Origin of the sequence: Flavobacterium crocinum (assembly GCF_003122385.1) — a bacterium.
Classification (GTDB): domain Bacteria; phylum Bacteroidota; class Bacteroidia; order Flavobacteriales; family Flavobacteriaceae; genus Flavobacterium; species Flavobacterium crocinum.
On the sequence record NZ_CP029255.1, the window covers coordinates 3,134,282 to 3,148,894 of the forward strand.

Annotated in this window: 8 protein-coding genes; 4 read left to right on the forward strand and 4 right to left on the reverse strand. The window is 35.0% G+C overall.

The features are described 5' to 3' along the window. Positions 1 to 115 precede the first annotated feature (115 nt). Entirely contained in the window at positions 116 to 2,563 is a 2,448-nt protein-coding gene (gene thrA, locus HYN56_RS14100) for a bifunctional aspartate kinase/homoserine dehydrogenase I (protein ID WP_109192764.1), read from the reverse strand. A 562-nt stretch (positions 2,564 to 3,125) separates the two neighbouring features. On the opposite strand from thrA, the gene hutH reads away from it, so the two are divergent. The 3 genes from hutH to HYN56_RS14115 are packed head-to-tail and all read left to right on the forward strand — an operon-like array spanning position 3,126 to position 6,707. After that, positions 3,126 to 4,640, forward strand: coding sequence for a histidine ammonia-lyase (hutH, locus tag HYN56_RS14105; protein ID WP_109192765.1), 1,515 nt, complete (start codon positions 3,126 to 3,128; stop codon positions 4,638 to 4,640). Between the two features lie 48 nt (positions 4,641 to 4,688). Then, a complete protein-coding gene (locus tag HYN56_RS14110; RefSeq protein ID WP_008462731.1) occupies positions 4,689 to 5,333 on the forward strand; it encodes a DUF47 domain-containing protein in 645 nt (214 codons plus the stop codon). A gap of 30 nt (positions 5,334 to 5,363) precedes the next feature. Continuing rightward, on the forward strand, positions 5,364 to 6,707 hold the full coding sequence (locus tag HYN56_RS14115; protein ID WP_109192766.1) for an inorganic phosphate transporter: 1,344 nt from the start codon (positions 5,364 to 5,366) through the stop codon (positions 6,705 to 6,707). A 95-nt stretch (positions 6,708 to 6,802) separates the two neighbouring features. Here HYN56_RS14115 and HYN56_RS14120 read toward each other — a convergent pair whose 3' ends face one another. The 3 genes from HYN56_RS14120 to HYN56_RS14130 all read right to left on the reverse strand — a co-directional run bounded on the left by HYN56_RS14120 (position 6,803) and on the right by HYN56_RS14130 (position 11,697). Beyond that, positions 6,803 to 7,321, reverse strand: coding sequence for a DUF421 domain-containing protein (locus tag HYN56_RS14120; protein ID WP_109194807.1), 519 nt, complete (start codon positions 7,319 to 7,321; stop codon positions 6,803 to 6,805). 113 nt (positions 7,322 to 7,434) lie between these two features. Next, a complete protein-coding gene (gene rimK, locus HYN56_RS14125) occupies positions 7,435 to 8,802 on the reverse strand; it encodes a 30S ribosomal protein S6--L-glutamate ligase (protein WP_109192767.1) in 1,368 nt (455 codons plus the stop codon). Positions 8,803 to 9,150: 348 nt separating this feature from the next. After that, a complete protein-coding gene (locus tag HYN56_RS14130; protein WP_109192768.1) occupies positions 9,151 to 11,697 on the reverse strand; it encodes an ATP-dependent Clp protease ATP-binding subunit in 2,547 nt (848 codons plus the stop codon). 257 nt (positions 11,698 to 11,954) lie between these two features. Between HYN56_RS14130 and gyrA the strand changes: the two genes are divergently transcribed. Next, positions 11,955 to 14,594: a DNA gyrase subunit A gene (gene gyrA, locus HYN56_RS14135; RefSeq protein ID WP_109192769.1), complete on the forward strand. Its 2,640-nt coding sequence runs from the start codon at positions 11,955 to 11,957 to the stop codon at positions 14,592 to 14,594. The last annotated feature ends 19 nt before the right edge of the window (positions 14,595 to 14,613 follow it).

Below are 14,613 nucleotides of genomic sequence, written 5' to 3' on the forward strand. Positions count from 1 at the left end.
TTGCCACGAAGGCACAAAGTCACAAAGTTTATTTTTATAGTTTCTGAGATACTAAGTTTCTAAGATGCTAAGTATAAAAAAAACTTAGAAACTTAGCGTCTTAGTGTCTTAGCGGCTAAACATTACCTATACGAATAACGTCTGCAAAAATTCCTGACGCTGTTACTGCTGCTCCGGCACCGGCTCCTTTGATCAATAAAGGCTGATCTACGTAACGATCTGTGTAGAACAATACGATATTGTCTTTTCCTTCTAGATTGTAGAAAGGATGATCTTTTGGAATGAATTGCAGACCAACACTTGCTTTTCCGTTTTCGAATTGCGCTACGTATTTCAATCTCGAATCTTTGGCTAAAGCTTCGTTATAAATGCCTTCAAAATGAGAAGCGTGTTTGATTAACGAAGCAAAAAAGTCTTCATTGTTTGTTGTTGCTAGACATTCTGCAGGTAAAAACGATTCGTTTGCAATGGCGTCAATATCCATTTCGTAACCGCTTTCGCGAATTAGGATTAAGATTTTACGTGCTACGTCGATTCCGCTTAAGTCAATTTTTGGATCTGGTTCTGTGAATCCCTGCACTCCGGCTTCTTTTACCACATCGTGGAAAGAATTGTCTTTATCAAAATTGTTGAAAATAAAGTTCAAACTTCCTGATAAAACCGCCTGAATTTTATGCACTTTATCTCCGGATGCAATCAGATTTTTTACCGTATCTATAATTGGCAATCCCGCACCAACATTCGTTTCAAATAAAAACGGAGCATTATATTGACGAGATAAGCTTTTTAGTTTTTTATAATTGTCGTAAGCAGATGAACAAGCAATTTTATTACAAGTTACAACGGCAATACTTTCTTTTAAGAATTTTTCGTAAGCTTCAGAAACCGTTGCGTTTGCTGTAATATCAATAAAAATACTGTTACGTAAATTCAGTTCTTTTGCTTTTTTGATGAATTCTTCAATACTTGCTGTTTCACCTTCTGCTAAAGCCGAATCCCAATTTTTTAAAGAAATTCCGTCTTCGTCAAAAAGCATTTTTCTTGAATTAGATAAAGCAATTACGCGAACATTAATCTTCAAATTATCCTTTAAGAATTTCTTTTGGCTGTGAATCTGTTCGATGAATTTTTCTCCCACATTTCCAACACCCATTACGAATAAATTCAGCTGTTTTGTGTTTTCTTCGAAGAAGTTTTCGTGCAATGTATTCAGTGCTTTTTTAACATCTCTTTCGTTGATTACAGTTGAAATGTTTCTTTCAGAAGCACCTTGTGCAATCGCACGAATGTTTACGTTATTTTTTCCTAAAGTACTGAACATTCTTCCACTTAAACCTTGGTGGTTTTTCATGTTTTCGCCAACCAAAGCAATAATGCAAAGATCTTTTTCTACATAACAAGGATCGATTTTATTCTGAGAAATTTCGATTTCAAAAGCGCTATTGATCGCAGCTTCGGCATTATCGGCATCCGAATTTAAAATTCCGATACAAATGGAATGCTCAGAAGAAGCCTGAGTAATAAAAATGACGTTGATTTTTTCCTGAGACAATACTTCAAACAAACGTCTTGATGAACCTGCAACTCCAATCATTCCAGGACCTTCAAGAGTCAAAAGCGAAATATTATCGATATGACTGATTCCTTTTACAACAGTATCTTTGGAAAGAACAGTATCAGAAATTAAAGTTCCTGCCGCTTCAGGTTCAAAAGTGTTTTTGATTAAAATTGGAATGTTTTTTCTTAAAACCGGCTGAATTGTCGGCGGATACAAAACTTTAGCACCAAAATGTGACAACTCCATCGCTTCCTGATACGAAATGTTCGCAATTGGTTGTGCCTGTTTTACAATTTTTGGGTTGGCAGTAAACATTCCGTTTACGTCAGTCCAGATTTCCAATTGTGCTGCATCTAAAGCTCCGGCAATAATTGCAGCAGTGTAATCAGATCCGCCACGTCCTAAAGTTGAGGTAATTCCGTCTAAAGTCTGAGCAATAAATCCGGGTAAAATATTGATTCTGGATTTGTTTTCAGCAAAATATTCCTGAATTAGTTTATTCGAAACTTCAAAATTAACAGTTGCTTTTCCGAAGTTATTATCAGTTTTGATCAATTCACGGCTGTCTTTGTAAACAGCATCTTTGTCAATTTGCTGATATGCCTGAGCAATAATAAATGAAGAAAGCAATTCTCCAAAACTTAAAATAGTATCAGCAGTTCTTGGAGATAATTCCCCTAAAAGGAAGCAGCCGTCTAATAAAGTTTCTAAATGATTAATGATTCTTTTTACATGACTTAATAAACTGCTTTGCTCGCTTACCGGAATCAGTTCTTTAAGTGTGTCAAGGTGTTTTTTCTCGATTTCGGCAACAACTTCTCTAAAGCTTTCGTCGTTTGCTGCTGCTTTCGCTGCTGCAGACTGCAATAAATCGGTTACTTTACTTAAAGCTGAAACAACTACAACTAATTGATCTTGTTTTGCTTTTTGATTAACAATGTCAAGAACGAGTTTTATATTTTGAGCATTGGCCACCGAAGTTCCGCCAAATTTTAATACTTTCATTTTGTGATATTTTTTCTTTTTATGCAAATATTTTTATGTATCCAATACCTTTCTTCTTTTTAGAAAAAAGTATAGATAACCCGGATTATATGTAAAAATGTATACCCCTAAGGGGTAGTAATTGTTGTAGTAGAAATAATGGTAGCAGCAATTGCAACTCTGGTTGGAGTTGTCATTGTAGATTGATATTTTGCGCTGTTACTTTTCATTTTTGATTTTTCAAAAGTACTGATTTTTATAAAAGTTAAAAACCTAAAAAGCCTTTTTGCGAATATTTTAATAATTTAAATCCCAATAATTCAATATTGAGCATTTGTTAATATTCAATATCCTAAATTGAGGTTTTGACATATTTGACCTATTGTTTTTGGTAAATTAAATATTGGTAAAGAGTTGAATTTTAATCAAAAGATATTAAAAAGCATTCAAAACCGAGAGTTTTGATGAGAAAGATAAATTGAAAGCGATCCATAGGATTTAATGAATTTTTAATTATTGTGATAAATTGTTGCTTTTTAATGTGGATTTGTTGAATTTTGACGTCTCAAAATTAAAAAACATCATGAGAGATATCCATTATATTAGTACTGACACCATAACTTTAGAAACCTTACAAGAGATTTTAGCCAATAATAAAATGTTGGAATTATCGGAAGAAGCTAAGGTAAACGTACAGAAATGCCGTGATTATTTAGATAAAAAAATGGAGTCGCATACGGCGCCAATTTATGGTATCAATACTGGTTTTGGTTCACTTTACAGTGTGAAAATCTCAAATGAGAATTTGTCTAAGCTACAGGAAAACTTAGTAAAATCTCACGCTTGCGGAACTGGAGAAGAAGTTCCGTCAGAAATTGTAAAGATGATGCTTTTGCTTAAAATTCAGTCTTTAAGTTACGGACATTCCGGAGTTCAATTGAAGACTTTAGAGCGTTTAGTTGATTTTTATAATAATGATATCCTTCCGATAATTTATACTCAGGGTTCGCTTGGAGCTTCAGGAGATTTAGCGCCTTTAGCTCATATGTCATTGCCTTTAATTGGAGAAGGAGTGGTGCTTTTTGAAGGAAAAAAAACAGCGTCAGCCGAAGTTTTAAAACACTTTAACTGGGACCCCATTGTTTTACAGTCAAAAGAAGGTTTGGCTTTACTAAACGGAACACAATTTATGAGTGCTTATGGAGCTCATATTTTAATTAAAGCCTATAAATATTCGTATTTGGCAGATTTAATCGGAACTATTTCCTTGGAAGGTTTTGATGGAAGAATTGAGCCATTTAATGAATTGATTCATTATATACGTCCACACAAAGGGCAAATCGTGACGGCACAACGAATTACTGAGTTCTTAGAAGGAAGCGAAATTATCGCTCAGGAAAAGAAACATGTTCAGGATCCCTATTCTTTCCGTTGCATGCCTCAGGTTCACGGAGCTTCAAAAGATGCCATTGATTATGTTCGAAAAGTATTCAAAACAGAAATCAATTCGGTTACAGATAATCCGAATATATTTATAGAAGCTGATCAGATTATTTCTGGAGGGAATTTCCACGGACAGCCTTTAGCTTTAGCTTTAGATTTTATGGCAATTGCTTTAGCAGAATTGGGAAGCATTTCTGAAAGAAGAACCTATCAGTTAATTTCAGGATTGCGCAATCTTCCAGCCTTTTTGGTTGATAATCCAGGATTGAATTCCGGATTTATGATTCCGCAGTACACAGCCGCTAGTATTGCAAGTCAGAACAAGCAATTAGCTACTCCGGCGAGTATTGACAGTATTGTTTCGAGTAACGGACAAGAAGATCATGTGAGCATGGGAGCCAACGGAGCGACAAAAGCCTTACGGATTTTAGATAATTTAGAGCGTATTCTGGCCATCGAATTACTAAATGCTTCTCAGGCAATTGCGTATCGCGAGCCACTAAAATCAAGCGATTTTATCGAAATGTTCTTAAGCAGTTACAGAGAAGTTGTGCCTTTGGTAAAAGAAGACCGAATCTTACATAATGACATAGAAAACACGGTGTTATTCCTTGAGAGTTTCCAAATAGAAAACGATTTGTTAACAATGGCTTAACATTGCAAAATATTATTGAAGTAATTTTGCACTATCAAAAATAAAACAATGTCAATAAACAGTATTTTCCAATTTTTAGTGCCGAAAGACAAAAAATTCTTTCCACTTTTTGAAGAGGCTTCAAGTAATTTAATTGAATTAGCTTCTAACTTACACGAAGCTGTAAATTTACCATTAAAAGAAAGAGAAATTCTTTTTCAAAAGATTGACGAATTAGAACAAAAGGGAGAAGACATTACCCGTCAGACTAACCTTGAGTTAAGCAGAAACTTTATTACTCCATTTGATAGAGAAGATATTCACACGTTAATTACTTCAATTGACAACGTTGCAGATTATCTTCACGGTGCATCTAGCCGTATGAGATTGTATCAGGTTGATAAGATTACAAAATCGATCAGAAAGATGACAGAAATCAACCTTGAGGCTTGTCAAAACATTGACAGCGCTGTAAAAGAGTTGAGAAACTTACAGAATTTTAAAGTTATTAAAGATGCGTGTGCCAGAATTAACAAACTGGAAAACAAATCGGATAACGTTTATAACAAAGCAGTTTTTGAAATTTTTGAAAACGAAACAGACGCTAAAAATATTATTAAGTATAAAGAGGTGTTATCTGTTTTAGAATCAGCAACAGACAAATGTAAGAGTGTTGCGAACATACTAGAATCTATTTCTGTAAAACATTCTTAATTCAATTTTTCATTCTGAAGTTATAATTTTATGACGCTACTTATATTAATTATAGTACTTGCCTTAATTTTTGATTACATCAATGGTTTTCATGATGCGGCAAATGCTATAGCGACTGTTGTTGCAACAAAGGTTTTGACACCTTTTCAGGCGGTTGTCTGGGCAGCATTTTTTAACTTTCTGGCGTATTGGGTTTTTGGATTTGGTGTTGCGGATACTGTTGCTAAAACAGCGCATACTATGGAAATTAACCTTGTGGTAATTTTAGCCGGAGTTATTGCGGCAATTTGCTGGAACTTATTAACCTGGTGGTTAGGAATCCCTTCAAGTTCTTCACATACCTTAATTGGAGGTTTTGCCGGAGCAGCTGTAGCACATGCCATTGCGGTTCACGGTTTTTCTGGTTATGTTGGAGAAGACGGAGCAACTCATTACTGGTACGAAATTGTAAGCTGGTATAAGGCTGGTAAAGACGGTGGAATGCCCTCGGGGGTTCTTATCATTATTGCTTTTATCGTTTTAGCGCCCCTTTTAGGAGTTATTGCATCTTATTTGATTTCGATCTGGTTGCTTAATGCTTCACGCAAAAGTATTGGACCAAAAATCTTTACTGTAGCTTTGATGCTTGCGACTATTTGGTTCGTTTATGCTCAGATGGTTTCTTATGAAGAAATTGTAGAGCATGGAAAACCTCGTTTTGAATCTCATTTTTGGAGTGTAGTATTTGATTCTCATAATATTAAATGGTTCTTAGTTGCTTTTATTGTTTTAACTGTTAGTGCATTCTGCTTGATATTCAGTAGTTTGAATTTACATCAGGCTGATGCGGCTTTAAAGAAAATGCAGTTATTATCTTCTGCAGCTTTTAGTTTAGGTCACGGAGGTAACGATTCTCAAAAAGTAATGGGGATTATTGCAGCGGCTGTTGCAGTATATATTAATACAAATCCTGGTGTTCACATGGATGCCTGGTTAGATGTTGTTTTGCCAAATGATGATGCAGGTATTAAAGGTGTAATGCCAAGTTGGATTCCGTTGGCATGTTATTCTGCAATTGCTGCAGGAACTTTAAGTGGAGGATGGAAGATTGTAAAAACAATGGGTTCTAAAATTACTAAAGTAAGTTCGTTTGAAGGTGTTGCAGCTGAAACAGCTGGAGCTCTGACACTTTACTTTACAGAACACTTAAAAATTCCGGTAAGTACAACGCATACTATTACAGGATCTATCATTGGTGTTGGATTAACAAAGCGTGTTTCTGCTGTAAGATGGGGAGTAACAGTAAGTTTAATCTGGGCTTGGATTTTAACTATTCCAATTTCAGCTATATTAGCGGGTATCGTTTACTTTATTCTAAGTGTATTTATTTCGTAATGTGATTATTGAAAAATGTGAGATAAAATCACATTTTGATTAAATAATAAAAAAGCCGATTTCTTGAAATCGGCTTTTTTGTGCTCTTTTGAAAATCATAAATTCTGTAAGTTTTTACGATTGTGTTTTCGTTTGTAATGCGTCTGTTTAAGATGTTTTTGATCTGCAGAAATGATACTGATTGTTCCATCAATTTCTAACATAGCAAGCTTAATGTCTGTAAGATGTTCTAAACCATGTTCACGCGCAGCTTCTTTTAATTCGTCGTGTGAAATATCTAATCTGCTTAAAGTTTTAAAATCAAGTTTTCCGTCGTGAATTAGGACTTCAGGTTTATCAAGTAATAAATTGCTTAAAGTTTTAGAGTTGCGGGTTAATTTTTTAATGGCAAAGTTGATTACAAATAAAACCAATGCCGCGACTAATCCGCCAAGAAGACTGGTGTCCGGACCAACCATTGCATTTTGAACAGAATTGCTAATTAATAAAATCAGAATAATATCGGCAGTGTTTAATTGTGAAAGTTCTTTTTTGCCGAATACTCGTAAAGCTATTGTCATGAAAAAATAGACTGCAACGCTTCTGATAATTATGTCTAAGTAAGGAAAATGCATCGTTTTATTCTTTTTTTGTTTTATTAAAGTTAAATAAAAAAGCTTTGCCAAAGTTTTAAACTTCGACAAAGCTTCTGAATTATGAATAAGGAATTAAGTTTAAATGAATTTAATTACAGTTTAAAATTCTTTTCAATCGCTCTAATCATTTCTCCGGCAACATCTTTGTTGGTTGCGCCTTCGATGCCTTCAAGACCTGGGGAAGAGTTTACTTCTAATAATAACGGACCTTTTGAAGAACGAATAATATCAACACCGGCCACTTTTAAATCCATTGCTTTTGCGGCTTTAATAGCGATCTTTTTTTCTTCAGCAGTCACTTTGATTACAGATGCAGTTCCGCCAAGATGAATATTAGCTCTGAATTCGCCTGGCATGGCTTCACGCTGAATTGCGGCAACCACTTTTCCGTCAATCACAAAACAACGAATATCTTTTCCGTTAGCCTCTTTGATGAATTCCTGAACTAAGATATTAGCATTTAAACTTTTAAAAGCATTGATAACACTTTCTGCAGCTTTTTTGGTTTCGGCTAAAACGACACCTTTTCCTTGTGTTCCTTCTAATAATTTTACAATTAAAGGTGAACCGCCTACCATTTTAATTAGATTGTCTGTATCGAGCGGAGAATTGGCAAATCCGGTCGTTGGAATATCAATTCCGCTATTCAATAATAATTGCAGTGAATACAATTTATCACGAGATTGTGTAATTGCTGTCGCCGAATTCAAAACAAAAACCTTCAAAGCTTCAAACTGACGCGTTAAAGCACAGCCATAAAAAGTAATGCTCGGTCTGATTCTTGGAATAATAGCATCAAATTCGTTAAGGATTTTTCCGCCTCTGTAATGAATTTCAGGTTTTTTTGCGTCCAGTTTCATGTAGCATTCCTTTATGTTCAGGAAATGCATTTCGTGTCCGCGCATTTCGCCGGCTTCCATGATTCTTTTGTTGCTGTATAGTTCAGGATTACTGGCTAAAAGACCAATTCGTAAACCTGTTTTTGCTTTTTCTGAATTTTGATATAATTCTTTAAGAGATTCCGGAGTAGGTTGGCCTAAGAGATATTTTTGTTCCGGATCAACCAAAACCCTTCCGCTCATCGCTTCACGCCCTAAAAGCATTCTAAATCCCATAGAATCGCGATTAGTTAAAGTCATTTCGATTGGCCATTTAGTGTCGCCAATTTTTAAGCTGGTCTGAATTACATAACGATGTTCTCTAAAACCGCTTGAACTTTTTACGATTCGTTTGTCAACCAAAGGTGCTTCACAATGAATAATGGTTTTAATATTATTCTGAATTGGATTAATATCAAATTTAACCCAATTGGCATCATTTTTTATAAAAGGAGCTATGTTTAGAGCGTGCATTGCCGAAGTTTTAGCGCCGGAATCAACACGAGCCTTGATTGTCGGGATTCCAAGTTCTGGAAATGAGCACCATTCTTCACTGCCTAAAATGACTTTGTTTTGAAGCATATGTTTTTATTTAGTTTTATGATCTGTTGGTTGTAATTATTTTAAACACATAGAAACATAGTATTTGAAACTGGATAAAAGGCGTTTCACTTGCATAAATTCACATAGTTTGTTATGTGTTAGAAACTAGTTTCTTTTGATTTTCCTTTCTTTAGTAAAGTAAAAATCTATGTTTCTATGTGTTTAAATGTTTTTTTTAATTTCACTACCCAACAGGTTTTGTTTTAGAATTTAAATTCAAAAATAGCTATTTGCTTTTACTAAAGATAGTGATTTCTTTAAAAAAAATACCCGTTATGTTATGAAAACGTAACGGGTAAGTTATTTCTGTTATAAATTTTAACTAATTTACTGATTTGTCGGCTCTTCGGCTTTGTGAATTTCTACTGATAATTCTTGTGAATCATCTTTTAAGTCCATTAAGATTTCATCTCCGGAATGAATTTTCGAAGTGATGATTTCTTCTGCTAACAAATCTTCAACGTATTTCTGAATTGCTCTTTTTAATGGTCTCGCTCCAAATTGTTTATCAAAACCTTTTTCAGCAATAAATGCTTTGGCTTTGTCTGTTAAGCTTAATTTGTAACCTAACTCTGCAATACGAGAATATAGTTTTTTCAATTCGATTTCGATAATCAAGTCGATATCAGCTTTTTCTAAAGCATTAAATACAATTACGTCATCAATTCTGTTTAAGAACTCAGGAGCAAAAGTTTTCTTCAATGCATTTTCGATAATACTTTTTGAATTTTCATCAGCCTGAGCTGTTCTTGCAGCAGTACCAAATCCAACTCCTTGTCCAAAATCTTTCAATTGGCGTGCACCAACGTTAGATGTCATAATAATGATGGTATTTTTAAAGTCAATTTTACGACCTAAACTATCAGTTAAATATCCATCATCTAAAACCTGAAGCATCATATTGAATACATCCGGGTGTGCTTTTTCAATCTCGTCTAAAAGAACTACACAGTAAGGTTTTCTGCGAACTTTTTCAGTCAATTGACCGCCTTCTTCGTACCCGACATATCCCGGAGGCGCTCCAACTAAACGAGAAATCGCAAATTTCTCCATGTATTCACTCATATCGATACGAACTAAAGCATCTTCAGAGTCAAATAATTCTTTTGCTAATACTTTTGCTAATTGCGTTTTACCAACACCAGTCTGACCTAAGAAAATGAATGAACCAATTGGTTTGTTCGGATCTTTAAGTCCGGCTCTGTTACGTTGAATAGAACGTGCAATTTTAAGAACGGCATCATTTTGACCAATTACTTTGTTCTGAATTAATTCAGGCAATTGAGCCAATTTGTTGCTTTCTGTTTGTGCAATTCTGTTTACAGGAATTCCAGTCATCATCGAAACAACATCGGCTACGTTATCTTCTGTAACTTCAATTCTGTTGTTTTTAGAATCTTCTTCCCATTGTTCTTGTGCTAGAGCAAGGTCTTTTTCGATACGTTTTTCATCATCACGAAGTTTTGCTGCCTCTTCATATTTTTGTTTTTTAACAACCATATTTTTAAGCTCACGAACTTCTTCTAACTGACGCTCTAAATCCAGAATTTGTTTTGGAACATCAATATTGGTAATGTGTACGCGTGATCCTGCTTCATCCATTGCATCAATAGCTTTGTCCGGTAAGAAACGCTCAGACATATATCTGTTGGTTAACTTAACACAAGCTTCAATAGCTTCCGGAGTATAAGTCACATTGTGGTGATCTTCGTATTTATCTTTTACGTTGTTCAAAATAGCGATTGTTTCTTCAACAGAAGTTGGTTCTACAATTACTTTTTGGAAACGTCTTTCTAAAGCACCATCTTTTTCAATATACTGTCTATACTCATCAAGAGTAGTAGCACCAATACATTGAATTTCTCCTCTTGCTAAAGCAGGTTTGAACATATTGGAAGCATCAAGTGAACCTGTTGCTCCGCCGGCACCTACAATAGTGTGGATCTCATCAATAAAAAGAATAATATCATCGTTTTTTTCAAGCTCGTTCATCACGGCTTTCATTCTTTCTTCAAACTGTCCTCTGTATTTAGTTCCGGCAACTAAACTGGCTAAATCTAAAGTAACAACACGTTTGTGGAAAAGGATACGGGATACTTTCTTTTGAATAATACGTAAGGCAAGTCCTTCTGCGATAGCAGATTTACCAACCCCAGGTTCTCCAATAAGAAGTGGATTATTCTTTTTTCTACGGCTTAGAATTTGCGAAACACGTTCAATTTCTTTTTCGCGTCCCACAACTGGATCTAGTTTCCCTTCTTCAGCCATTTCTGTTAAATCTCTCCCAAAATTATCCAATACCGGAGTCTTGGATTTTTTGTTTGACTTATTGGCGGGATTATTAAAACTACTTTCTTTTAGACTGTCATCTTGTCCTGAATCGTCATTGTACGATTCGTTTCTTGGCAAGTTTTCTAAGAATTCTTCTTCGTTTGGAGTCATATTTAAATACTGTTCTTTAGCTACGTCATAATCAATTTTTAGTTTATTCAGCAGCTTGGTTGTTGGATCGTTTTCGTTGCGCAAGATACATAATAGCAGGTGTGCCGTGCTTATTGATGAACTTTGAAATACTTTTGCTTCAAGAAAAGTGGTCTTCAGGGCTCTTTCGGCCTGTCGGGTAAGATGAAGGTTTTTCTTTTCTGCATTTACTTCAACGCTCAGGTTGGCAGGGCTAAGTATTTCTACTTTCCTACGTAAATGATCTAAATCGACAGCCAGGTTATTAAGTATATGAATAGCTTTTCCGTTACCATCTCTTAAAATACCCAGCATGAGATGTTCTGTACCAATAAAGTCGTGGCCTAAACGTAATGCCTCTTCTTTACTGTACGTAATAACATCTTTTACTCTTGGTGAAAAATTATCATCCATAATATATAATTGGTATTGTAAATTTAGTGAATTACTGTTTTAAAAACAAAAACCGTACCTGTCAAGATCTCCTGACAGCTAATAGACGAAAAAAAAGAGAATAAAAGCGTTAAAAAACGCTTAATTTATTAACTAAAAGCCAAAATAAAGTTGTTAATAAATCATTTAAATAAGTGTAAGGAAATAGCTGAAAAAATTTTAAAAAAACGTATCTTGGCACGCTTTGAAACTATTATAATTATTTAATATAACAACTTATGTCTGAAGGAGAAAAGTTAATTCCTATTAACATTGAAGATGAAATGAAATCAGCTTACATCGATTATTCGATGTCAGTAATTGTATCAAGAGCACTTCCTGATGTTAGAGATGGCTTGAAACCAGTGCATCGAAGAGTTCTTTATGGAATGTATGATTTGGGAGTAACTTCAAGATCTGCCCATAAAAAATCTGCAAGAATCGTGGGAGAGGTTCTGGGTAAGTACCACCCGCACGGAGATACCTCTGTTTATGACGCAATGGTTCGTATGGCTCAGGAGTGGAGTATGCGATATTTATTAGTTGATGGTCAAGGTAACTTTGGATCTGTCGATGGAGATAGTCCGGCAGCAATGCGTTATACTGAGGCCAGAATGCGCAAAATTTCTGAGGAAATTATGGCAGATATCGAAAAAGAAACTGTTGATTTTCAGCTAAACTTTGACGATACTTTATATGAACCAAAAGTAATGCCTACAAAAGTTCCGACTTTATTAGTAAATGGAGCAACAGGTATTGCAGTTGGTATGGCAACCAATATGCCACCACACAATTTAACTGAAGTTATCAATGGTACTTTAGCGTACTTAGATAATAACGATATTGAAGTTGACGAATTAATGACACATATTAAAGCGCCAGATTTTCCAACTGGTGGTGTAATATATGGTTATGAAGGTGTTCGTGAAGCTTTTAAAACGGGTAGAGGCCGTATTGTAATGCGTGCGAAAGTTGGTTTTGAAGAGGTTGATGGAAGAGAATGTATCATTGTAACTGAAATTCCTTATCAGGTTAACAAAGCCGAGATGATCAAACGTACGGCTGATCTAGTTAACGAGAAAAAAATAGAAGGTATTGCTAATATCCGTGATGAATCGGATAGGACAGGTATGCGTATCGTTTATATTTTAAAACGTGATGCTACGCCAAACGTGGTTTTAAATACTTTATATAAGTATACTCAATTGCAATCTTCTTTTAGTGTAAATAATATTGCATTAGTAAAAGGACGTCCTCAATTATTGAATCTGAAAGATATGATTCATTATTTCATTGAGCACCGTCACGATGTAGTAGTAAGAAGAACGCAGTTTGAATTGCGTAAAGCAGAAGAAAGAGCGCATATTTTAGAAGGTTTAATTATTGCTTCTGATAATATTGATGAAGTAATTGCGTTAATTAGAGGATCTAAAAATACTGATGAGGCAAGAGAGAAATTAATCGAAAGATTTAAATTGTCAGATATTCAGGCTCGTGCGATTGTTGAGATGCGTTTACGTCAGTTAACAGGTCTGGAGCAGGATAAATTAAGAGCTGAATTTGACGAATTAATGAAGTTAATTGAGCATTTGAAAGCTTTATTAGCAGATGTTAATTTAAGAACTGACTTAATTAAAGAAGAACTTACTGAAATCCGTGATAAATATGGAGATGATCGTCGTTCTCAAATCGAATATTCTGGTGGTGATGTAAGTATTGAGGATTTAATTGCTGACGAAAGTGTGGTTATTACAATTTCACATGCAGGTTATATCAAACGTACAAACTTATCAGAATATAAAACTCAAAATAGAGGTGGGGTTGGGCAGAAGAGTGCCGGAACAAGAGATCAGGATTTCTTGGAGCACATGTTCGTAGCTACAAACCACCAATATATGATGTTCTTTACACAGAAAGGAAAATGTTTCTGGATGCGTGTTTATGAAATTCCTGAAGGTAGTAAAACAGCAAAAGGTAGAGCAATTCAGAATCTTGTAAATATTGAAAGCGATGATAAAGTAAAAGCTTTTATTTGCACACAAGACTTAAAAGATAAAGATTACATCAATACACATAACCTTGTAATGGTTACTAAAAAAGGCCAGGTGAAGAAAACTTCTTTAGAGAAATATTCTAAACCGAGAGCAAATGGTGTAGCAGCTATTACTATTAAAGAAGGAGATGAATTAATCGGAGCACAGTTAACGAACGGAGAAAGCCAAATTATTATGGCTGTGAAGTCTGGTAAATTGGTTCGTTTTGAGGAAACTAAAACGCGTCCGATGGGAAGAACGGCTTCAGGAGTTCGTGGTATTACTTTAAAAGATGATTCGGATGAAGTAATCGGAATGGTAACTGTTGATAAAAATGATATTACGGAATCTCAGATTTTAGTAGTAACTGAAAACGGATACGGAAAACGTACCAAATTAGTTGACGAAGACGGAGAAGATGTATATAGAATTACAAACCGTGGAGGTAAAGGGGTTAAAACGCTTAACATTACTGAAAAAACAGGTAAATTGATTTCTATCAATGCTGTAACTGACGCGGATGATTTAATGATTATCAATAAATCCGGATTGACAATTAGAATGGCAATTGATGATTTACGTGTTATGGGACGTGCAACTCAGGGTGTCAGATTGATTAATCTTAAAGGGAAAGATTCTATCGCCGCCGTTACAAAAGTAATGAAAGATGATGCTGAAGAAGTAGTTGTGGATGAAGATGGAAACGTGATTGAGTCCGGAATTGAAAGAGTTAAACCGGATTTGGAAGTTTTGGAAGATGATGGACCTGTAGAAGACGATGATGATTCTGATGATGAAGTAATTGATGATGAAGAGGATGCCGAAGAAGAGGAGTCTGAAGAATAATTAAAATAGAATAAAAAGA